At 66.6% G+C, this 22,353-nt stretch carries 20 protein-coding genes; 9 read left to right on the top strand and 11 right to left on the bottom strand.

All coding sequences use genetic code 11. From position 1 onward, the window contains the following. Positions 1–70: 70 nt before the first annotated feature. The 3 genes from AB431_RS12160 to AB431_RS12150 form a co-directional block, all read right to left on the bottom strand. Positions 71–358 carry a hypothetical protein gene (locus AB431_RS12160; protein WP_047330136.1) on the bottom strand — a complete coding sequence of 96 codons (288 nt, stop codon included), beginning with the start codon at positions 356–358 and terminating at the stop codon, positions 71–73. 170 nt (positions 359–528) lie between these two features. After that, on the bottom strand, positions 529–1,647 hold the full coding sequence (locus AB431_RS12155) for a hypothetical protein (protein ID WP_082135655.1): 1,119 nt from the start codon (positions 1,645–1,647) through the stop codon (positions 529–531). A 162-nt stretch (positions 1,648–1,809) separates the two neighbouring features. Continuing rightward, complete coding sequence (locus AB431_RS12150; RefSeq protein ID WP_047333344.1) at positions 1,810–2,802, bottom strand: NAD(P)H nitroreductase; 993 nt, start codon at positions 2,800–2,802, stop codon at positions 1,810–1,812. A 290-nt stretch (positions 2,803–3,092) separates the two neighbouring features. Here AB431_RS12150 and AB431_RS12145 point away from each other — a divergent pair, with 290 nt between their 5' ends. Together AB431_RS12145 and AB431_RS12140 are read left to right on the top strand one after the other, a co-directional pair. Continuing rightward, a complete protein-coding gene (locus AB431_RS12145) occupies positions 3,093–3,959 on the top strand; it encodes a universal stress protein (protein ID WP_047330135.1) in 867 nt (288 codons plus the stop codon). Positions 3,960–3,998: 39 nt separating this feature from the next. Then, positions 3,999–4,649 (top strand): response regulator transcription factor, encoded by a 651-nt coding sequence (locus AB431_RS12140; protein ID WP_047330134.1) that lies wholly within the window; start codon positions 3,999–4,001, stop codon positions 4,647–4,649. 88 nt (positions 4,650–4,737) lie between these two features. Here AB431_RS12140 and AB431_RS12135 read toward each other — a convergent pair whose 3' ends face one another. Then, on the bottom strand, positions 4,738–6,780 hold the full coding sequence (locus tag AB431_RS12135) for an erythromycin esterase family protein (protein ID WP_047330133.1): 2,043 nt from the start codon (positions 6,778–6,780) through the stop codon (positions 4,738–4,740). A gap of 37 nt (positions 6,781–6,817) precedes the next feature. Next, complete coding sequence (locus tag AB431_RS12130; protein WP_047330132.1) at positions 6,818–7,801, bottom strand: nitroreductase family protein; 984 nt, start codon at positions 7,799–7,801, stop codon at positions 6,818–6,820. A gap of 476 nt (positions 7,802–8,277) precedes the next feature. Here AB431_RS12130 and AB431_RS12125 point away from each other — a divergent pair, with 476 nt between their 5' ends. Beyond that, the gene (locus AB431_RS12125) at positions 8,278–9,033 is read left to right on the top strand and encodes a response regulator transcription factor (RefSeq protein ID WP_047330131.1); all 756 of its coding nucleotides are present in this window, start codon (positions 8,278–8,280) and stop codon (positions 9,031–9,033) included. Between the two features lie 20 nt (positions 9,034–9,053). Further along, positions 9,054–10,163 (top strand): cell wall metabolism sensor histidine kinase WalK, encoded by a 1,110-nt coding sequence (locus tag AB431_RS12120; protein WP_047333343.1) that lies wholly within the window; start codon positions 9,054–9,056, stop codon positions 10,161–10,163. Positions 10,164–10,180: 17 nt separating this feature from the next. On the opposite strand, the gene AB431_RS12115 is transcribed toward AB431_RS12120, so the two are convergent. The 6 genes from AB431_RS12115 to AB431_RS12090 form a co-directional block, all read right to left on the bottom strand. Then, positions 10,181–10,414, bottom strand: coding sequence for a ferredoxin (locus tag AB431_RS12115; protein WP_047330130.1), 234 nt, complete (start codon positions 10,412–10,414; stop codon positions 10,181–10,183). Beyond that, the gene (locus tag AB431_RS12110) at positions 10,411–11,622 is read right to left on the bottom strand and encodes an NADH-ubiquinone oxidoreductase-F iron-sulfur binding region domain-containing protein (RefSeq protein WP_047330129.1); all 1,212 of its coding nucleotides are present in this window, start codon (positions 11,620–11,622) and stop codon (positions 10,411–10,413) included. Before AB431_RS12110 ends, AB431_RS12115 begins: the two co-directional genes overlap by 4 nt. Beyond that, entirely contained in the window at positions 11,619–12,209 is a 591-nt protein-coding gene (locus AB431_RS12105; protein ID WP_369803021.1) for a ferric reductase-like transmembrane domain-containing protein, read from the bottom strand. The genes AB431_RS12110 and AB431_RS12105 overlap by 4 nt, the downstream gene beginning before the upstream one ends. After that, complete coding sequence (locus AB431_RS12100; RefSeq protein ID WP_235435887.1) at positions 12,176–13,180, bottom strand: FAD:protein FMN transferase; 1,005 nt, start codon at positions 13,178–13,180, stop codon at positions 12,176–12,178. The genes AB431_RS12105 and AB431_RS12100 overlap by 34 nt, the downstream gene beginning before the upstream one ends. Positions 13,181–13,282: 102 nt before the next feature. Next, positions 13,283–14,491, bottom strand: coding sequence for a sensor histidine kinase KdpD (locus tag AB431_RS12095; protein ID WP_047330128.1), 1,209 nt, complete (start codon positions 14,489–14,491; stop codon positions 13,283–13,285). Then, positions 14,488–15,165, bottom strand: coding sequence for a response regulator transcription factor (locus tag AB431_RS12090; RefSeq protein WP_235435886.1), 678 nt, complete (start codon positions 15,163–15,165; stop codon positions 14,488–14,490). The genes AB431_RS12095 and AB431_RS12090 overlap by 4 nt, the downstream gene beginning before the upstream one ends. Positions 15,166–15,300: 135 nt before the next feature. On the opposite strand from AB431_RS12090, the gene AB431_RS12085 reads away from it, so the two are divergent. From AB431_RS12085 to AB431_RS12065, 5 genes are all read left to right on the top strand, one after another. Further along, the gene (locus AB431_RS12085) at positions 15,301–16,584 is read left to right on the top strand and encodes a DUF4010 domain-containing protein (RefSeq protein WP_047330126.1); all 1,284 of its coding nucleotides are present in this window, start codon (positions 15,301–15,303) and stop codon (positions 16,582–16,584) included. A 176-nt stretch (positions 16,585–16,760) separates the two neighbouring features. Beyond that, positions 16,761–17,252, top strand: coding sequence for a hypothetical protein (locus AB431_RS12080; RefSeq protein WP_047330125.1), 492 nt, complete (start codon positions 16,761–16,763; stop codon positions 17,250–17,252). Next, positions 17,240–17,800 (top strand): GNAT family N-acetyltransferase, encoded by a 561-nt coding sequence (locus AB431_RS12075; RefSeq protein ID WP_369803019.1) that lies wholly within the window; start codon positions 17,240–17,242, stop codon positions 17,798–17,800. The genes AB431_RS12080 and AB431_RS12075 overlap by 13 nt, the downstream gene beginning before the upstream one ends. A gap of 114 nt (positions 17,801–17,914) precedes the next feature. Then, positions 17,915–22,042, top strand: a complete 4,128-nt coding sequence (locus tag AB431_RS12070) for a SpoIIE family protein phosphatase (protein WP_047330123.1) — start codon at positions 17,915–17,917, stop codon at positions 22,040–22,042. Next, positions 22,039–22,353 carry an STAS domain-containing protein gene (locus AB431_RS12065; RefSeq protein ID WP_047330122.1) on the top strand — a complete coding sequence of 105 codons (315 nt, stop codon included), beginning with the start codon at positions 22,039–22,041 and terminating at the stop codon, positions 22,351–22,353. Before AB431_RS12070 ends, AB431_RS12065 begins: the two co-directional genes overlap by 4 nt.

Here is a 22,353-nt window from a genome sequence, read left to right as displayed (position 1 = left end):
ATCTCCCGCGCCCGCGCCCGCCAGCGAAGTGCTCGGTGCCCCGGCCGAACCTCGGCCGGGGCACCACCGCCTAGTGGTCGGTGTCGCCCTTGCTCAGGGCCCGGTCTGCGGTCTTGAGCAGACTGCGATTGAATTTGTACTGCGCCGAGATCAGATCATCGGCCAATTCCAGGGCGGCCTCGACGATCTTGTTACGCAGCGGCTGAACGGATCCCGGGATCGCTTCATCGATAGCGTCACGGAACTTCCGCAACGCCTGTCCGGTTGCATGCTGGCCCGCTTTGGCCGACTCACGCAGCTCGTCGGCCAGATCAGCCGTCGGCGAATCGGGGGTCGTCTGGTGCACGGTCTCGGTCATGTCACGAACTCCTCGTGTAATAGGGACTGTGAGACAACACTATTGGCCACAGCCTGGGCTGCACACCGGCGAAGGTCCCCGGATCAGCGTGCGATAGTCCGCAATCATCGTGCCCTGGGCAACAAGCACCGCAGGCGGGATCGCCCCCGCCGGAACGGACAAGCTACGGCTCATCGCTGGGCTGACGCGTAGCGCACCAGTGCCCCCACTCCATCGGCCAATCGCAGATCATCTGGAGCGCAGACCAAGTCGGCGCCGATTGCCATTGCCGAGAATGGGAGCGCCTCGTCGGCGCGCAGGGTCCGGGTGGGCGCGATGGCGAAGTCTGACAGGGTCTCGGGATCGGGTCCGGGCAGTGTCAGATCGTCTCCGGCAAGCACAGTTTCGTCATGCATCCGTCCGATGAGCAGAGTTGTGACGGCACGATCACGCAGCGCCGCCGTCACCGCCGCGAGCCCGGCTACCGCAAGGCCGGACCCACGGCCCGTCTCGGCCTGGTACTGGTCCACCGCCCGACCGGTCTTGATGCTGCGTCTTTTGTTCAACTCCTGCGCGATAGCCGCACGCACAGCGCGATCCACACCATTCTGGCGGGACCCGACACCAGGTTGAACAGTTCGTTCAGCGACCCGATGGGGCAGCACCGAAACCAGCTCGGCCCGCACGCGGTCCTGACCGATGAGAACGATGAAATCCACAGGATCGCGGTCCATCTCGCGGGTAAGGCGATCGCCGACCGCGCGGACGTTCTTTCGCACCGCCTCTTCGACCCGATGTTGGGAATCGCCCCACGCGTTCAACCCCGCCGCGGCAGCCTTGTGGACCGGAAATCCCTCACCCACTATGGTTTCCGAGGTGGTGGACTTGCCGTGGTAGCGGGTGAGATCGGCGCCGACCTGGTCGACGGCCACCACCATGTACGGGCCCCAGACCGCTCCGTATTCGACCAGCGGAACGATGTACGGAAGCTGGGAAAAGCGGACCAGCGGAGTGACGGGCGCAACCACGAGGTGCTCGTCTATCACCGTACCCTGCAAGCCGACGACCAAAGCGCGTCCACTCCTCTGCTCACCTGCCGGCTGCTCGTTCATCGCTCGCGTGACCGAGGAGATGAGCGTGAGCGGCGCACCCCGCTGCTCAAGCTCTCGCGCGACGTCACGTTCGATCACGTGGAGTCGCTCGGCCGCGTCCTGGGTGTCATGGGAATCGTCGTAGTAGACCGATGCCAGTGGGCTGCGCGCGGCAAGAAGCCTATGCGCCAATGGTGAATACATGGTCGCGCTGGTCATCGGCGATCTCCTTCCGATCGGCTCGACGATTCGCCGAGAACATTTCGGCCGATTCGACTCACGATGCGCGCGGGCGGCCGGCCAAGACAAGTGCCTAAGGTCCCCGCAGGCGAGGTCCTGGGCATTCACGCCGCCGGCGGCGAGTGTCACGAGGCGTTGGCCCTAACCCAGGAAAGCCGAGCCGTCCAAACGACACAGGACATCGGACAGCGGGCGTCGTGGTGTGGCCGGCAGTGGGTCGGCGTTCACCGGTGCCCACCCCACCCGCAGCAACATCTGCGGGAACCGTTCACCGCCGAACACTTCCGCGCGCACCGCTTCTCGGGTGTCTGCGATCTCGAGCACCTCCGAGACTGCGCACGAGGCCAATCCCTGAACGGTGGCGGTGAGCGTGATGACGCTGGCGGCCTCACCGGCACGCAGTTGACAGCCGATGTCGTCGGCCGCCGTCCCGAGGGCGAGCAGGACACCGTTGTCTTCGGCCGCGGACACGCCGTGGGGTTGGTCGAGCGCGGAACCAAAAAAGACCCGCCCCGGTACAACGGCGCCGTCTTGTCGTGGAACACTGTGCGCGGGTACGCCTTCGGCCGCAGCGTAACGACCACTCCACACCATCAGCTCGTCAAGATAGCCAGTGTCATCGCCATGTTTGCGCATTGCCTGTCGCAACAGCTCGACGAAATCATCGGTCAGTTCAACCCGCCGCATCGTGACGCCGAGGCGCGCCACGCGACCGCCCATCAGGGCAATGTCCCCCATCGCTACCGGCCACGAGCTGTACATGCGCCGATCAGTCCTCCGCCGGGGTATGGCTGCGGCCATGGCGATATCGGTATCTGCCGGCGGTCCGCGGTGCACCTGCAGTGACGCCAGGTGTTCGGGATCATCAGGGTTCGGAGTCCGGTGGACGGTGGTGCGCCAGCCTAATGCGGCCAACGCGACAGTTGCGTGATGCAGGGCAGCCCCGCAACTGACGATCAGGTCACGACCATCGGGGTCGGTATGCGGTAGCCGCAACTCGAGACGCGAATAGAGATTGAGGCTGTGCGGGCCGACCCGCCACTGCCACGGCTGGGTGTTGTGGATGGACGGGGCGCGGCCGGCCAGCTCCAGCCCGGCACGCAAGGTTGCGTCGTCAGGAAAATTCGTCGTCATCGGGGCCAAGGCCTTCCGTGGATGATGCTGGCCGAGTCCGACGATGCCGGTCGCCGGCGCGGTCGGCCAGAGCCCCAAGTCATCAAAGTTGATGACCGCAGGTCTACCTGCACTCGTCAAGGTCACGACGCCCCTGAGCTACCGGCTTGCCCGTGACGACGTCCCCCGGCCGGGGGTCGACGGCTGACCGCTGAGGACCAGTGGCCCGGGACGAAGGCCTTTCGCCCCTGCGTGCCGGCTTTATTTGACGATAGCGTCGAATAGAACCGGCAAGCTGACAGGAACGGTCAATGCCCGAACGAGAACATGTCGCGCCCGCCGTGGTCGTGGGTGTGGATGGATCGCGGTGGGCGATCGAGGCCGCCTGTTGGGCTGTCGACGAGGCGGTTCGCCGCGACATTCCACTGCGGTTGGTTTATGCCCTCGACCCAACTGATGGCGGGCACGAGGGGGCGCAACACATCGCCCGCCAGTTCGCTGTGGCCCAGACGGCCGTGCGTTGCGCGGCCTCCGCAGTCGAGGCGACCAACAAGCCGGTCAAGATCGAGTGGGAGGTCGTTGCGCAGCAACCCGTGCCGGCACTGCTTGACGCCGCGCGAGGTGCCGCGATGTTGTGCGTCGGCGCGATTGGACGGAATCATTTTCGCGGCAGCCACGTCGGCTCGACCGCCATGGCCTTGGCGACCGCAGCCAAGTGTCCAGTGACCGTCGTAAGGGGACACAACCCGGTGCCGTCGGCACAGCGACGGGTTGCCGTTGAGTTGGACGGTCCAACAGGCGATCTCGCCTTAAGGCACGGATTCGACGAGGCGAGCTCCCGTGGGGTGCCACTGCGGGTGCTGACTATCTGGCACTCACGCTATACCGATATTCACGACGAGCACGCCGTCGCCCACGGGAATCGAGATGCCAAAGCCGCACTGGAACGCCGCCTGAAGTGCTGGCGCAAAAGCTACCCGGACGTGAACGTCACAACGACTGCTGTGCACGGCAACTCACTGAGTTACCTAATGGATCAGGGGAATTCGATCCAGTTGCTGGTAGTTGCCCACGAACGAGGCCACGGCATCCAAGAACTACTCGGTGCAGCAGGCAATGCAGTGCTTCAGCACGCCGATTGCTCCGTATTGATTTGCGAGCCAGAGAACCCGCTATGAGAGCGAAAGCGCCGATCACCGACCCATAGGAGGTTCAGCATGGTGAAAGTCTTTCTCGTAGATGATCATGAGTTAGTCCGCCGCGGGCTCATCGACCTGTTGAGCGCAGATCCAAATCTGGAGATCGTCGGAGAGGCCGGCTCCGTCGCCCAGGCCATGGCACGAATCCCTGCAGCAAGACCCGACGTGGCAGTGCTCGATGTGCAGCTGCCCGACGGCAACGGTGTGGAGTTGTGCCGAGGTTTGCTCTCTGAACTCCCCGACCTGCGCTGTTTGATGCTGACCTCGTACACGTGCGACGAGGCCATGCTGGACGCGATTCTGGCGGGCGCCAGCGGATACGTGGTCAAAGACATCAAAGGTATGGAGCTGGCGCAAGCCATCAAGGACGTCGGCGCCGGCCGGTCGCTGCTGGACAACCGCGCCGCCGCGGCGTTGATGGCCAAGTTGCGCGGGACGACGAAGCGGTCGGACCCACTGTCCGGATTGACCGACCAGGAACGGACACTGCTGACACTGCTCGGTGAGGGTCTGACAAACAAGCAGATCGCCGACCGGATGTTCCTCACCGAAAAGACCGTCAAGAATTATGTTTCGCGCCTGCTCGCGAAACTCGGTATGGAGCGGCGCACCCAGGCCGCAGTCTTCGTCGCAAAACTGGAGGAACCGGCCCAACACGCCGCGTACTAGTCGGACGCCGTCTGCGTGGCCGGATGCGCCTCACCTCCAGCATCTATGGCGCTGCGTGGCAACAGGTTTGTCGGTAGGCGCTGCCCGCTCATAGGCCGGTCGGGTAGGTCTCCGGCGTCTCACCCTCGACCCAGACGCTGTTGCGCTCCAACGGTTCCAGCGCGGTCGTGCGATCTATATGAATGATGGCGTCGAACTGATCACCGGGCCGCACGTGGTAGTAATGACTCTGCCGTTCTGTCGCGGGTTGATAGATGACCCCGATAGCCCGGCCGAGGCGAACGGTGTCAAGTGGTTCGGCCGCTTCACGACTGACGAGCGCAGACACCAGGAACTCTGGTCGATCCACCTCGTGCAGGAGTTCTTCGACGCTGCCGTTGAGGGCAGGCCGAACCACCTTCCGCTCGGCGACGGCACCCCATTCACTCGCGGCGGTCACCGTGCCCGAGTAGGTGGTGAATCCGATCAGCACCGACTGTTCGCCGTACCCCTCTCGAACAAGCTGCCCCAGGGTAAGCTGCCCGTCGGCACCCACTTCCGTTGCCCGGGCGTCACCGACATGGGAATTGTGCGCCCACACCACGATTCGAGCAGGCTCGCCGTCGCGCTGATGTAGGTGTGCGCGCAACGCCTTGAGCGTTTGGAACATGTGCTGGTCCCGCAGATTCCATGAGGAAACCCGGCTCCCGAACATCGAGCGGTAATAGACCTCGGCGTTGCGGACGGTCTGCGCATTCTGTTGTGCGTAGAACAGTTCGTCTTCGGCGAGAAGTCCGTCGCGGCGTGCGTACTGCAAACCACTGCGCTGTAGTTCGACCAGCTGCTCGACCACCTCGCGCTCGCAGGACATTCCAGCGCCGAAGGCAGCGGCGAAGCCGTACGCCTGACCGTCGTCAGCGCCGGTGTGATCGAAACAGGCGTAGCGTTCTCGGGCGCGTTGCGCTGCGGCGGGGTCTACGTTTTCCAGGTAGTCGACAACTTCCTGCATCGACCGATGCAGGCTGTAGAGATCCAAGCCGTAGAACCCGGCCTCGCGCTGACCATCGGCGCGACACTGTGCGTTGTGCGTGCGCAGCCAGCCCGTGAAGTCTCGGACAGCCGTGTTGCGCCACATCCAAGCGGGGAAACGCTCGAATCCTTTCAACGCGTCGTCGGCCGAGCGATCGTCGCCGCAGCCACGGACATACCGGTTCACGCGGTACGCGTCCGGCCAGTCGGCTTCGGCGGCCACCGCACAGAAGCCCTTCTCCTGAATCAACCATTTGGTGATTTCAGCTCGCGCCTCATAGAACTCCCGTGTGCCGTGCGAGCTCTCACCTATCAACACGACCCGCGCATCACCAACTATCTCCTCGAGCGCCTCCCGCGGGGGTACGCCGGCGGGAGCATCGACCGCACAGCGGGCGATCACCTCCGCGGGTGTTTCGGCGATGCGCTGCCGTGCGGTGCCGATGCCGGTCGTCGGAGTGGCAAGCAGGTCCCGCACCTCGGTGTCGCTGACCTGCTCGAAGTTCCAAAACGACTCGCCCACCGCCAAGAACGGGGTCGGCATCGACGCGCACACGAGATCGTCGACGAGACCGGCGAATTCGCGGCAGGTCGATTGCGGAGCGGCGGGAACCGCGACGACGATCTCCGCCGGGTCCATCTCGCGCAATGCCTGAACGGCGGCGAGCATACTCGCTCCGGTGGCCAGACCGTCGTCGACGAGGATGACCGTCTTGCCCGCCAAATCCAGAGGTGGGCGTCCGCCGCGATAGGCGCCTTCGCGCCGGACCAGTTCACGGGCTTCCCGCTCGGTGACATCCCGCAACTCCTGCGGTGTCACCCGCAGCGCGCGAATCACATCATCGTTGACCACCACCCGGCCGCCGGAAGCAAGCGCACCCATCGCGAACTCGTTGTGCCCGGGCGCGCCCAGCTTTCGCACAATGAAGGCGTCCAGCGGGGCCCCCAGTGCCGCGGCGACTTCCCAGGCCACCGGCACGCCGCCGCGGGCCAGCCCCAGCACCACGAGACCGTCGCGACCGCGATAGCCGTCCAACAGGTGAGCCAGAACGCGGCCGGCTTCCCGGCGGTCACGGAAGACTCGTCGTGGATGCTGCTGTGCCGCCGTTGCCACAGTGGTCATGAGTTACTCCGATTCATTCCGGTGTCCTACCGAACGTTCAACCGCGGTACACGAGCACGTCCTGCAGCGGCCGGCGCGGGGTGAGCGGGGGCAATTGGGTTATCACCGGCGCCAAGCCGATACGGATCAGCAGTTGCGGATCGTCGTCGGCACCGGTGAGGGCACGGACCACGTCGCGGCTGGCCTCCAGCTCGGTGATGTGGGTCAGCGTGCAGGTGGCCAACCCGGCCATAGTGGCCTCCAGCAACACATCGGAGAGCACCTCGCCGCAGTCGAGGGCGTCACGACGGGAGTCGCCACTGGTCGACAACACCACGATCGTGGAACGGTCGTACTCGACCTCCGGACGCCGGCCGGGGTGCTCATTGGCCGGGAACACCCGGGCGACGTCGACCCGGTCCCGCTCGGCGACCGAAACCAGACTGCTGTAGGGAACGCCGTCGGACACCTCATATGGCGCTGTCCACCAGGACAATTCGGCATGATACGAGGCGTCGTAGCGACGCAGCGACTCGGTGAGCCGCGAAGCCTCAGCCAGCTGGGGGCGCACCGAGTCGGGCAGCACCCGCAACGTCACCCGCTCGGCGTCGATCGTGCTGCGCAGCACCGACTCGAACGACGTCCAGTCCGGCGGCGGAGCCAACGGTAACCGGTCGGTGCGCCGGGCCAGGATCGCATCCGCGCGCCTGCGGACCGCATCAGTGACGAACTCCAACGCCGAGAAGTCGATCGTTGCCAGGTGATCGGGTTCGTTCGGATTGGGAAAGCGCGAGATGATCGTCTGCCAACCTGCGGCAGCAACAGCCACTCGGAGATGGTCGAGGACGGCGCCGCAACTGATGACGGCCTCCCGGCCGGACCTGTCGGTGGCGTGCGGCACCCGGCTGGCATCGAGAAAGAGCTTCAGCGAAGGCCCCTCCGCGACCCATTGCCACGGCTGACTGTTGTGCACCGAGGGTGCCCGGCACGCCAACTCCACCGCATTCGCGATCACCTGGGGATCGAGCGCCGACATGGCCATGGCAATCACCGCCTTCGTCTGCGATAACCCTATGCCGCGCCGGCCGACATTCCAGGAGTCAGAAGTCACCTCGCTGGGACCGGCCTGCAAGGTCTTTGTGCTCTCAACGCGGGGACCTTGCACCCAGATGGAAGGGCTGCGGGACCGCGGGTGATCGTGTCGGGCGCGAGGTGACGATCGACGGCGCGGGATGGCGCCCGCGGAGGGTCCAGGTCCGAGGCGGCCTCCCGAGCTGTCGCGCGTGGGCCGAATTCACCTCGGTCCCAACGACTCAGCGCCTGACGAGTTCTGCACATCTCCGAGTGGCCCCGCGTGGTTTCACACCGTTTCCGTGACACGGCGCGCTGGCTGTGCTGACACGTCGTGCCGGTGCGCCCAACCGGCCCACCACCCCGCGTCGGTGCGGTATTGATGTTGGTTCGGTAAAGATTGACTCAACTCTCCAGCGCGGGTCGGCGGCACGGCACGATGGAGGGATGGATTTCAGAGCGCAGGCGGCGGCACAGGGCGCTGACCTGGGTTATCGCGCGTTGGTGGTCGACGACGAGAAGCCGTTGGCCGATGTGGTCGCCAGCTACCTGGAACGCGAGCAGTTCGAGGTGACGGTGTGCCTCTCCGGGGCCGACGCGTTGGAGGTCGCGCGGGAGGTCGACCCGGACGTGGTGGTGCTGGATCTCGGCCTGCCCGGTATCGACGGTCTGGAAGTATGCCGACAGCTGCGGACCTTCTCCGACGCGTACGTGGTGATGCTGACCGCCCGCGACACCGAAGTCGATACCATCGTCGGACTGTCGGTCGGCGCCGACGACTATGTGACCAAACCGTTCAGCCCGCGGGAACTGGTCGCCCGAATCCGGGCGATGCTGCGCCGGCCGCGCCTGGTGAGCGCACCTGCGGCACAGGCAGCCGAACCGCACGCTGAATTGCCGCCTCGCGTGTTCGGCCCACTGTCCATCGATGTGGGCACTCGCCAGGTATTTCTCGACGCGGAACCGATTTCGTTGACCCGCACCGAGTTCGACATTCTCGCCGCACTGTCCTCGCGGCCGGGCGTGGTGTGGAGCCGCCGCCAATTGATCGACGCGGTGTGGGGTGAACCGTGGGTGGGCAATGACCACCTCGTCGACGTCCACGTCGGACATGTGCGACGCAAACTCGGTGACAACCCCGCCGAACCGAAGTTCGTGTTGACCGTACGAGGCGTGGGCTACCGGATGGGCGCCGGACGGTGAGGGAATCCACCGGATTCAGCATGCGCCGGCGGCTACTGCTCGCCCAGAGCGTCGTCCTCATCGCCGGCGGTGTGACCACGTGGGTCGTTGCGTCTGTGGTCGGACCACCGCTGTTCCGAAAGCATCTCACGATGGCCGGTGTCGCCCACGGGTCCAACGAGCAGTATCACGCCGAGCAGGCGTACCAATACGCGACCGCGCTGTCGATCGCGGTCGCGATCACGGTGGCTGCGCTCACCGCGCTGATCGTCACCATCTACCTGAGCCGGCGCGTGCAGCATTCGATCGCCGAGGTCTCCGCCGCCGCGTCCGCGGTAGCCGAGGGATGCTACGACATCCGCGTCACCCCTCCTCGACTTGGCCGCGAGTTCGATGACCTGACAACTGCTTTCAACAAGATGGCAGAACGGCTCCAAGCGGTGGAGTCGTCCCGGCGCCAGTTGTTCGGCGATCTGGCTCACGAGATCCGCACACCGGTGGCGGTATTGGAGGCATACCTCGAAGCCGTCGAGGACGGTGTGCGTACCCTCGACCAACCGACGATCGCGATGTTGCGGGACCAGACCGGTCGGCTGGTGCGATTCGCTGCCGATGCCGCGGCCCTGGCCCAAGCCGAGGAAGCGCACGCCACGATCTCGTCGGCATGGGTCGAGGCCGGCGAGATCGCCCGATCAGTCGGCGCGGCAATGGCCGACGGCTACGCCGCGAAGAACGTGGCATTGGACATCCGCGTCGACGACGGAACCCGTGTCTGCGCGGATCGGCAACGGTTGGCACAGGTGTTGGGAAACCTGCTCGACAACGCGTTGCGCCACACGCCTTCCGGTGGCCACGTCACTGTCACCGTCACCAGAGCCGGTGACAAGGTGGCCTTCAGCGTCGCCGACGACGGCGACGGCATCGCGGCCGAGCATCTGCCGCACGTCTTCGATCGCTTCTACCGCGCCGATTTCGCGCGCGATCGCCACCGAGGAGGCTCGGGTATCGGATTGGCGATCGTCAAGGCGCTTACCGAGGCCCACGGCGGCCACATCACCGTGGCCAGCCGCGGACTCGGGCAGGGCACCACCTTCACTGTGGCGGTGCCGATCCGGCCGCCGGCCGCCGCGCGCGACCAGTCCTCAGGCTGAGCTCAGGTCGCCGTTGCTCAATCGTCGTCGACGAGAGTCAGCGCCAACCGTGGGCATCGGGCGACTGCACGGCGGGCGTGTTTGACCATCCGGGTAGGCACCGACGGTTCCCGCGAACGGTCACGGACCAGCGGATATCCCCATTCGTCACGGCTCAACAGCTGCGGTAGGAGTTCGCTGCAGAGGCCGCGCCCGTCGCACCGTGTCCAATCGATGTGCAGTCGCAGCGCTGTTGCCGGCTCATCCTTCATCGCGCTTCTCCAACCGCAACATCGCGCGCGGCCTGACAGCTTCCGCGCCGATGATGGTCGATGTCGCTTGCGAACACGGCGAGCGCGGAGCGAACGAATCGTGCGGTGCCGTCCGGATGGCGGCAGGATCCGCGACCATCGACCAAGCCGACCATCCGGTGGATCTCGCCAACGAGATCGTCGTCGACGTCGCCGAAGGCGAGTTCATCGAGCAGCGTCGACAGCTTGGGCAGGCCATAACGACACGGCCCGCACTGCCGGGCGCTCTGGTCCGCCAGATAGGCGGCGACCTCAGCAGTCCGCGCCAAGCCGCATTCATCGCTACCAAGCAGGTGGATGACACCCGCACCCGGGGCCGCCCCGAACGGCGCAAGACCGTTCTTGGATAGTCGCGCCCGTCCCACGACGTCCGCCGGAACCCAGCTGCCGTGGTACCCGCCCACAAGGAGTGCCTGAAGACGACCTGGGCTGGTGGATTCAGTCCGGGCGACGAGGTCGCCCAACGCAATTCCGGTAGGAACTTCGACCACCGTGGTCGGCATGAACGTGCCCGATACGGTGGCAAGCATCGTTCCCGGCTGTGCCGGGTCGCCGACGGAACGAAACCAGTTCGGGCCATACCGGGCGATCAACGCAACATGGGCAAAAGTTTCCACATTGCTGACCAGTGTTGGCCGGCCACGGACGCCGGATTTGGTGGGCAGCACCGTTCGGTCGCGCGGCAGCGCGGGCCCACCCTCGATGCGACTGACGACGGCCGATTCCTCGCCGGCGAGAAAATCGTCAGGTGCCTCGACGACAGCGATTCGGCATTGGTTCCCCGCCGTCTCCTGACGCTCGTCCACGGCGATCTGCACGGCGGCCAACACCTGCGGGGGAACATAGAGTGACACCGATTGGGCGGCAAGCGCATTGGCGGTGAGAGTCAGGCCGTCGAGAACGAGATGCGGAGCCCGAGCCAGCAGCGTCACGTCTTTCGCGCTGAGCGGCTCACCTTCGGCGCCATTACCGATCACCACCGGTTGGCGCCCACTCACGGAATCGACCTTGCGACCTGTCGCGAAGCCGGCGCCACCCCGGCCGGTGAGCCCGGCCGCGTTCAGGCGCCGGACGAGGCTGTCGCGAGTCACCGCCGGAAGTTCACCGAATTCTGCTCGATGCTCGGCGACGCTGGCTCCCGCGGCGGCGAACAGTCGCTGTGCCGTCATGCGTCGACCGAGTTTCGTGCGCGCGCATACTCGGCGAATCCGGCGTACAGACGCCAGGCCAAGGTGCCGGCTACGGCCACCGCGCAGCAGCCGGCGAATACGCGAAACCACAATTGGTCGGTATCGGTTCCGTTGCCCAAAGCGTGCGCCAGTGCGATGGGCCACAGCGCGTAGGAGGTCCAATGGACGACGCGAAAAGCGCGCAGTCCGAGTCGCTGTCGAAGCAGGCTGCTGGCGATGACGACGATCAGGAGGTCCAGGGCCAGGGTGCCCAGGCCCTGCCACAGCGGCCGGTAGGCCCCGAGGAAGGGCAACACGAAGTCGATCACCTTCAGCTGCGCGTAGGGGTCAGCGAACAACAGGCCCACGTGCAGTGCTACCAGCAATGTCCCGGCCAGCGCCGCGAATCGATGCACCTCGGCGACGGCGAATCTCGGCAGTGCCGGCAGCGGACGGCCCGATCGGGTGACGATGCCGAGAGTCAGGGAAAGAGTGAGGAATCCCAGCGCGGTGATGCCGCAGCCGCGGCCCAGGGCCCACAGTGCCTCGCTTGTCATCGCCACCCGCAAGCTTCGTCCGGCGGCCACCCGCCGACGGTGTGCACGATCCGGTCACTGTCCACCAGACGCGCGGAAACCGCCTGTCCGCGAATCCATTCGACGGCCCGCCAGCCCCGGATCACCGCGGCGGTGCTGACCGTGTTGGCGGCCAGGCAGCTCTCGGCCGCCACGCTGACCGTGCGCCACACCGGGTCCGCCGACCAGTTGGACCGAGGATCGACGATGTGGTGCAGCATCTGGCCCCCAGATCGCCAGCGGCGGCGCAGGGTGCTCGACGTGGCCATCGCCGCCCCGGCCGGCAGCGCGACCAACGACGTCGGCTCGTCGTCACCGTCGCAGACCAGTACTTGCCATCCCCCGCTCGGCGCCTCCCCCGCCGTGGCGATGTCACCCCCGAGGTTCACCAACACACCCGCCCCGGTGGCTCGGTGGGCACGGGCGGCGCAGCGATCGGCCGCGACGGCCTTGGCGGTTGCGCCGAGGTCGAGTACCACGCCGCGGGGCACGGCGGCCACCCGCCCGGCGAGGCTGATCATCGACCAGTGCGCCGACTGGATTCCGGACACGGCAAGCGGCAGCGGTGAATTCGTGACGTTGAGGTCGCGGTCGTAGCCAAGCTCGATGAGCCGGGCGCCGATCGTCGGGTCGATGTCCCCGTCGGTCTGCTGCGCTGCCCGCAGTGCCGCGCCGAGCAGTTCGGCGAGTAACTCGCTGATCTGCGTGGGCTCGCCGGTCCGTGCCAGGGTGTTGATCTCCGAATCAGGATTGAACCGCGAGGCTGCGGCATCGATGGCATCGAGCTCCGTGTCGACGGCTCGCCGTGCAGGACCAAGCGCGTCGGTGTCCGTGACGATGATCTGCATGTCCATCGTCCAACGCTGCCAATGGGTTTCCGCGGTCGAATGCTCACGCTCGGCGACGATCATGATCCGCGGGGACCCGTGATGCTCGGCGGTGAGAACATCGGCGACTGCACGGTGTTCGGCGTCAACGGCCACGACGTCACCGCGGCGCGGGGTAGCCCAGAACCAGGTGAGTTCATGGGTCGATGTTCACACCCGAATTTTTGAGTTTTCCAAGAATTCCGCGGGCGGCCGCCGCTAGCCGACCGGAGCGGCGGGAAGAGTCAGTCTGAACGTGGCTCCGTGACCGACAGCGGACTCGACGGTGACGTCGCCGCCATGGGCGTGGGCAATCTCGCGCACCAGCGCCAAACCGATCCCGTACGACTGTCGACCCGTCCGGGTGGTGTGCTCAGTGCCGTGCGCGAAGCGGGTGAACAGCGTCGCCATCGCGTCGGCGTCGATGCCGACGCCGTCGTCGGCGACCTCGGCTGTGATCATCGCGGCCTGCCGCCGCAGTCGCATATCGACCACGCCGCCGGAGTGTTCGTGGCCCAGGGCGTTATCCACCAGAGCGGTCAGCGCCCGGCGAAGCGCGGCGCCGGATCCGATGACCTCGAAAGAGTCGGTGCTGCTTGGCTGTTCGAACCGCAGACTCACCCCGAGCCCGTCGGCATACGGCGCCAGGCTGTGCTGCACGTCGGCTGCGACCGAGGCCAGATCGACCCGATCACGCGGCGAGTGCCCCGCCGCCATGGTCGCCGAAGCCAGAAGGTCGTCGACGATATCGCTGAGCACCCTGGTATCAGAGACCAGCGCCTCGGCGTCCGCGCGAAGCGCGTCGGGGGTTGCGGTGCCGGCCCGCTGCGCCAGCATCTGGGCCCGGGTGTGCAGCACCGTCAATGGGGCTCTCAGTTCGTGCGATGCGTCCGCGACGAACCGGCGCTGCAATGCCAGCGCCTGGGTCAGCGGACGTACCGACCGGCGGGTGAGGAGCGCCACAACCGCGATCGACGCCAGAATGCCCGCCAACTCGGCAAAGGCCACCGACATCAGCAGACGGTTACGGCCGGCGCGGTAGGGCGCAAGATCCATCATCGCCACCACTCGGCCCTCCGGCCGGTCCACTACCAGCGTCCGGTAATGCCGCCCCCCGGTTCGAAGGTCGCCGAATCCGGGCTGGCCCGACAACAGCGGCACGCCGGGCTGGCCGCCGTCACTGGTCGACACCTCACCGTTGTTCTCCCGCAACGCCAGTTCCATGTCCGGGGGCGGGTCGTTCGCGTCGTCGGCCGACATCGCCAACGTCTGCAACTCGGTGTCGATCTGACGGTTCTGCGCGCGCACGTACACCGTGAAGACCACCCCGCCCACGACCAGCAGCACCGCCGCCAGAGCGACGGACGCCTGGATGGCAGCGACGCGGCCCGCCCGCCGCACCACCGCGAGGTCGTTCGCGGAGCTCATTCGAGCCCGAATCGATAACCGGCGCCGTGCACGGTGCGGACCACCTGTTTGCCGAGTTTGCGCCGCAGATAGTGGACATAAAGATCCACAGCTCCGCCCGATTCGACGCCGTCGAACACCGCATCGAGCAGGTACGCGCGGCTGAACACCCGCTTGGGCGCGGCCATCAGGGTTGCCAGTAGCGAGGCCTCCCGCTCGGATAACTCGACCTCGACGTCGTCGGCCGTCGCTCCTGACACCCGGCGGGTCACGCGGTCCAGCCGCAAGCCGCCGGCCGAGATGACGGTGGCCGAAGTGTCGATACGCCGCAGCAGTGCGCGCACCCGCGCCAGCAACTCGGGGATTTCGAACGGTTTGACCAGGTAATCCTGCGCGCCCGCATCCAGGCCCTCGACGCGGTCGTCCACCGCTCCGCGTGCCGTCAAGATGAGGGCGGGCGTCGAGACCCCCTTCGACCTCAGCAGCGCGATCAGATCCGAACCGTCCATCACGGGGAGCCCCCGATCCACGATGAGCGCGTCATAGCCACCGGTCAGGCCACGATGCAGGCCCTGTTGTCCGTCGAATGCGGTGTCCACGCGATACCCCTCGTCGGTGAACAGCGTCGCCAGCATCGCACTCAAGGCGCGGTCATCCTCGACGACCAGAAGCGCAGGGGTGTTCGGCGTAGGCACTAGCCGAGAGTGCCACGCGGAGAGGCACATCGCCGCCGAACACGGCTTCTTTCAGCGCTCAATGAAAATGACTTTGGCCTCTTACCGCGCGATGCTCACGTCGTCACGATGGCGGGACGACGGTCGAGGAGAGCGGTGGACCTACAGCAGATCGAGCCATTCCTGGTGGCGTTGGCCATCGGCCTGTTGCTCGGCTTCGAACGGGAGCGTAGTCACATCCGCCGATTGCCGGCCGGTTCGCGGTCGTTCGCGCTGCTGTCGCTCGTCGGCGCCGTGGCGGCCAGCTTCAACGCGTGGACGCTGGTGGCGGGAATGCTGGCCGTCGGTGCGCTTTTGGCGCTGGCCTACCTCCGCTCGAGCCGGGACGACCCGGGCACCACCACCGAGATCGCGGCCATGGTGGCCTATCTGCTCGGTGCGCTCGCCTACACCCGGCCCGCACTGGCCGTTGCCCTCGCCGTGATCGTGACGGTGCTGTTGGTGTCGAAGTCGCGCATTCACCGCTTCGCCCGCGAAATCGTCAGCGAAATCGAGGTCGAGGACGCGATCAAGTTCTTCGTGGTGGCTTTCGTGATCCTGCCGATGTTGCCCGATCGGCAGATCGGTCCCTACGGCGTCCTCAACCCGGCGAAGGTCTGGCTGTTGGTCGTGTTGCTCACGGGCATCGGCTGGGTGGGCTATATCGGTGTGCGGGCACTGGGCCCCCGGCGTGGCCTGCTCATCACCGGCTTGGCCGGTGGTTTCGTCTCGGCCAGCGCGACGACGGCGTCGATGGGTCGCGCCGCCCGCACCTCGGCCGGCTTGCGCGCGCCGCTGGCGGGCGCGCTGTTGGCCAGCGGCGCCACCTTCGTACAGCTCCTTCTGGTGATCGCTGTGGTGGACGTCGACGTGTTACGCAGGCTGTGGTTGCCGGTGACCGCGGCAGCTGTCGTCCTTTTCGGCGTCGCACTCGCGGTCTACCGGAGTGCAAGCAAGAGTCAGCGGCGTGACCCCGCGCCCGCCGGCGACACCGCCGACGACGCCGACACCGCCGACGCCGAATCCAAGCCGCCCCCAAGGCCGTTCGCACTGCGACCCGCCCTCATACTGACCGCAGTCTTGACCGTCGCCCTGCTGGTTGGACGCTGGGGCGCTGACGTATTGGGGCCTCAGGGCGCCGTGCTGGCCGCGTTCGCGGCGGGCCTTGCCGACGCACACGCCGGCTCGGTCGCGGCGGCAAGTCTTGCCGCCAAAGGCGATATCACCGTCGACACCGCGTTGATCGCGGTCACCGCCGCACTCGGGTCCAATCTGCTCGTCAAGATCGCGCTGGCCTTCACCGCGGGCGGCCGACGTTTCGGCCTCGGGTTTCTGGCCGGGATGGCGGGCCCCGCCGTGGTGTTCGGTGCCTCGGTGACCGCGGCCGTCATGCTCGGCTGACTCGGCGAGGTCAGCCGGGCGATCCCCCGTCGACGGTGACCAGGTGGTTCTGAGCCCTTCTGATCGAGGCGTTCGCGCTGCCGGGACGCACCCGTTGCAAAGGCGGCCAAACGCACAGCACACCGCCGACTCCGGAATGTGTGTGCCATCATTTCTGTGGGGGTGAGGAGGAACTCGTGCGTTCTCTGTTGTCCGTGGGGCTGGTCGTATTGGCCCTCCTGGCGGTGGGGGCCCCCGCCCCGGCTCTGGCGGTCGACGCCCCGATCGGGCGTCTCGGCGACACCCTGCGGGTGCAGACCAACGGGATCGTCGCCGACGTCACCGTCACCGATATCCAGCCCTCCGACGTTCCGCCGGGATTCGGCTACCCGCCGCACTCGCCACGCTTCCAGATCTACGCCGGCACCGTGGTGGTGCGACCGGTCACGGTGCCCAGCCCGTCCGTGCTCGCGACGACGTTCGCCTTCCGTGGCATCACCCAGACCGGCGACGCCTACCTACCCCGGAATTCCGACGCGTCTGACGCGCTGCAATACGCGTTGCAGAATGCACCGCAAGGCTCCACGGTCGGCGGCCGGGTGTTCTGGGACTGTTACCGCGATCTGGTGTCGACCGTGGTCCTGATCAATCCGCACACCGGTGAGCACCTCGCCCAGTGGAACGTGTGAACCCGGCCGCCACCAACAGCTTTGACGTCGCCGAGCTCGCCGAGACCGTCGACGTCGCCGAGCTCGCCGAACTCGCCGCCGCCACCTTCCCCCTCGCGTGTCCGCCCACCTCCCCGCCCGGTGAGATCGCGGCCTTCGTCGCCGCCAATCTGTCACGGGAGCGCTTCGCCGACTACCTGACCGATCCGTCACGCACCGTGCTCGCCGCCCGGGCCGACGGCCGAATGGTCGGCTACGCGATGCTGATCGACGGTGTCGGCACTGACGCCGACGTCGCGCTGGCGGTGACACTGCGGCCCGCGGTCGAACTCTCCAAGCTGTACGTGCTGGCCGAGGGCCATGGCTCGGGAGTGGCTGCGGCGCTGATGGATGCGGCGGTGGAGCGCGCGGTCCGCGCCGGGGCTCGCTGCGTCTGGTTAGGTGTGAACCAGAAAAACCGTCGGGCGCAACGGTTCTACGGCAAACACGGGTTCGCCGTCGCCGGCACCAAGACCTTCACCATGGGAACACACACCGAACACGACTATGTCATGGTGCGCCCGTTGTAATGTCGCGCCACGGGCTCGCACTTCACCGAGTGAGCCGCTGGTTTAGCAACGGGGCCGTAAGGTGAACCCCGTTGGCTGATCACACCAGGCCGGATCTAGCCGAAAGGACGTTTGGTGGACGTTGGATCAGCCTCCGGCCCCGACGATCACGTCGGTGACGATCTGGCCCTTGTTGACTGGGCGTCGACGCCGCTTGGCCCCGGCGAGGACTGGCCGCAGAGCCTTCGGACCGCCGTCAGCATCCTGCTGTCGTCCCGTTTCCCCATGTGGATGGCGTGGGGCTCCGACCTGACATTCTTCTGCAACGACGCCTACCGGCGCGACACCCTGGGCCGGAAATACCCGTGGGCACTCGGCCGGCCCGCCCGCGAGGTGTGGGCCGAGATCTGGGGAGACATCGGCCCGCGCATCGAGCGGGTACTGACCACCGGCGAGGCGACGTGGGACCAGGGCCTTCTGTTGTTCCTGGAGCGGTCGGGCTATCCCGAGGAGACGTATCACACGTTCTCCTACAGTGCGCTGCGCGACGACTCCGGGCACGTCATCGGCATGCTCTGCGTGGTCACCGAGGAAACCGACCGGGTGATCGGCGAACGCCGGATGGCCACATTGCGTCATCTCGGTTCGGATCCGTCGGTGGTGCGCACCGAGCACGAGATGCTGGCGTTCGCGGCCCGCCAGCTCGCCGACAACCCGCGCGACCTGCCTTTCAGCCTCACCTACCTGTTCGACGAGGAGGGCGACGCGCGGCTGGCCGGAGTCAGCGGCATCGCACCCGATCATCCCGCCGCGCCGGCGGTGCTCTCTGCCGACGGTTCGTCGCTCTGGCCCGTCGACGAACCCGCCAACGGAAGATCGGTAGTGATCGACCTTTCCGGAGAACCGTTCACCGATCTGCCGACCGGGGCATGGCAGGAGCCGCCGAAGCAAGCTCTGGTCACGCCGCTGCTGGCTCAGGGTGGTACGCCGTCGGGGCTCCTGGTCGCAGCACTGAACCGATATCGGCCCCTCGACGAGGAGTACCGCGGCTTCATCAACCTGGTCGCCGGCCACATCGCCACCGGGGTGTCCAGCGCCCGCAGCTACAGCGAGCAGCAGCGGCGGGCTGACGAACTCGCCGAGCTGGACCGCGCCAAGACCACGTTCTTCTCCAACATCAGCCACGAGTTCCGCACCCCGATCACCCTCATCCTCGGTCCCGTGGCGGAGTTGCGCGCGCATGCGCCGACTCTCGACGAGCGCGCACAGCGAGAGCTTGATGCCATCCACCGCAATGGCCTGCGGCTGGCCAAACTTGTCAACACCCTGCTGGACTTCTCCCGGATCGAGGCCAACCGGGTGCAGGCGCACTACGAGCCGGCCGATCTGGCCCAGGTGACCGCCGAACTGGCCAGCGTGTTCCGCTCGGCCATCGACCGTGCCGACCTGGAATTGATCGTGGATTGTCAGCCCCTGGACGATCCGGTGTACCTGGACCGCGACATGTGGGAAAAGGTCGTTCTCAACCTGCTGTCCAACGCGTTGAAATACACCTTCGCCGGGTCGATCACGGTACGGGTCACCCGCCAGGGCGACGAAGCTCTGGTGACCGTCGCCGACACCGGTATCGGAGTGCCGGCCGACGAAATGCCCCGGCTGTTCGAACGGTTTCACCGGATCGAAAGTGCTCGCGCGCGGTCCACGGAGGGCAGCGGCATCGGACTGGCTCTGGTGAAGGAGCTTGTGGGCCTGCATGGCGGCAGCATCACCGCCGACAGCATCGAGGATGTCGGCACCACGTTCACCATTCGGTTGCCGATAGGAGCCGGCCATCTGCCCGCCGAGGCGCTCAGCCCGGCCACGACGGGCCGAACGACCTCCGGCATCGCCGAACCCTACGTGCAGGAGGCGCTGCGCTGGCTGCCTGATAGCGAGGACGGTGACCTGTCCGCCGTGCCGGACACGCCGCCCGCCGCCATTGCGCCGCGCCGCGTGCTGGTCGCCGACGACAACGCCGACATGCGCGAATACCTCGTCCGACTGCTGCGCGGCGCCGGGTATCGCGTCGACGCGGTGTCCGACGGCCAACAAGCTCTGAGCCGAATCCGCGCTGAACGGCCCGACCTGGTTGTCAGCGACGTGATGATGCCCCGCCTCGACGGGCTGGCACTGGTGGCCGCGCTGCGGACTGATCCGCACACCGTCGGTGTACCGGTGCTGTTGTTGTCGGCCCGAGCCGGCCAGGAGGCGTCCATCGAAGGTCTGCAGGCCGGAGCCGACGACTACCTGGTGAAGCCGTTCGTCGCCGCCGAACTGCTGGCGCGCGTTCGGGCCAACATCGAGCTGTCCCGGTTGCGCAATCACCACACCCGTTGGCGCACCGCGTTGGTGGAGTCACTGCAGGAAGCGTTCTTCGTCTGCGATGAGGTCGGCGCCGTCATCGAGATCAACAAGGCCTTCACCGACATCCTCGGCTTCGGTCCCGAGGATCTGCCGTACGCGCCGGAGCATCCGTGGTGGCCGAACGCCGACACCCAGCCCGAAGCGCACCGGCAGATCGTCGACGCGTTTTCGAGCATCCCGGAGCGCCCGCACGGCAGTTACACCGTTCCGGTGAACCACCGCGACGGGCACCGGGTGTGGATCACCGCGAACATCGCCCACGCCCAAGACCCCGAGACCGGCCGCGGCGTCATGGTCGGCACGTTCCGCGACGTCACGGCCGAGCACTACACAGTGCAACGCCAGACCGCGCTGGCCACACTGAATCAGCAACTGGCACAAGCTGATGCCGTAGACGATGCGCTGCACGGGGCACTGGAGCAGATACGTGGGCAGTGGTCGGCACAGCGCGTGCTGGCCGCGATCTTCCCCGTGCGAGACAGCGCAGCTGACGCTGTCCGTCCGGAATTCGCGGGTGACGCGGACGATGCACAGTGGGATGCCCTCCCGGCACCCGTGCGGGAGCGAATCACCGCCCTTGGCAGTAGTGGCGATCTGCTCACCCCCGACGTCAGCATTGCCGGGAGCGCCGGCATCGCGCTGCAACACCCGCGCGGCGTTCTGGTGGTCTGGATCGAACTTCCCGCAGAACGACCGTTCACACCCGAGGACATGACGTTGCTGACGGTGCTTGCCGGCCGCCTCGGGCAGGGCCTGCAGCGGGTCCACCAGGTGGACCAACAGCGTGAAACCGCTCTGGCACTGCAGCATTCGATCTTGGGGCCGGCAAACCTGCCTGCCGGATTCGCGGTGCGGTACCAGCCCGCGTCGCACCCGCTGCAGGTGGGCGGCGACTGGTATGACGTGATCGCACTCGACGACGGCCGGATCGCACTGGTTGTCGGCGACTGCGTGGGTCACGACCTGACCGCGGCAACGGTGATGGGACAATTGCGCAGCGCCTGCCGCGCACTGTTGCTCGAAAGATCCAGTCCTGCAGCAGCATTGGCAGGACTGGACCGATTTGCCGCCCGGCTGCCCGGCGCACAGTCCACCACCGCATTCTGCGCGGTCCTGGATCCGGAGACCGGGGAGCTCGTGTATTCCAGCGCCGGACATCCGCCGCCGATCCTGGTGTGCGCAGACGGCAGCACCACCTTGCTCGAGGGTGGACACTCCCTCGCGCTGGGTATCCGACCGGATCGAGAACGCCCTCAGGAAGTGGTGACGATACCCGCACAAGGCACCCTTTTGCTGTACACCGACGGCCTCATCGAGCGCAGGCGCCGCTCGCTCGATGACGGAATCGAGGAGGCTACCAACGTCGTTCGCGATGACAGTGCCTTGGACCTCGATCCGTTGGCCGACCAGATAATGACGAGCCTGGCACCACCAGGCGGATACCAGGATGACGTCGCCTTGTTGATCTACCGACATCCCAAGCCACTGGAAGTGACCATCCCGGCCGATGCCATGCATCTGGCCCCAGCCCGCGCCGCCCTGCGCGACTGGCTGACCGCAGCCGGGATCGATCACGACCAAGCCCAGGACGTGCTTGTCGCCGCCGGCGAGGCAGTCACCAATGCCATTGAGCACGGCTACCGCCACACCGACGGCGGCACAATCACTTTGAAGGCCACGTCCGAGGTCGACCTGCTGCGCCTGACGATCACCGACGCCGGCTCCTGGAAACCCAAGCAGACCGGCTACACCCACCGGGGCCGGGGCATCCAGATCATGGAGGCTTTGATGGAGGATGTCGCGATCCTCCCCGACGCCACCGGCACCGTCGTCCGCCTGTCCACGCGGATCCGCCGATGAGTACACCGCTGACCATTCGCATCGAGCGAGCAGCCGACGGGCAGCCCGTCGTGCTCGCCGCAGGTGAGATCGACGCCAGTAACGTCGCCGACTTCGCAGAAGCACTCAACGCCGGAGCGGGCAATGGCAGCGACGGCATCACGGTCGACCTCAGCGCCGTGGAGTATCTGGACAGCGCGGCGATCAATGTCCTTGTCCCCCACGCGGAGTCCCTGCAGATCATCGCCAACCCGATACTGATGCGGGTCCTGATGGTCAGTGGTCTCGGCGAGCTCGCCGACATCCGGTCGGCATCCGATCGAGACGTCTGA

The organism is Mycobacterium sp. EPa45 (genome assembly GCF_001021385.1).
GTDB lineage: Bacteria > Actinomycetota > Actinomycetes > Mycobacteriales > Mycobacteriaceae > Mycobacterium.
Note: the sequence above shows the minus strand (reverse complement) of the source record. Positions and strands in the feature narration are given on the sequence as shown.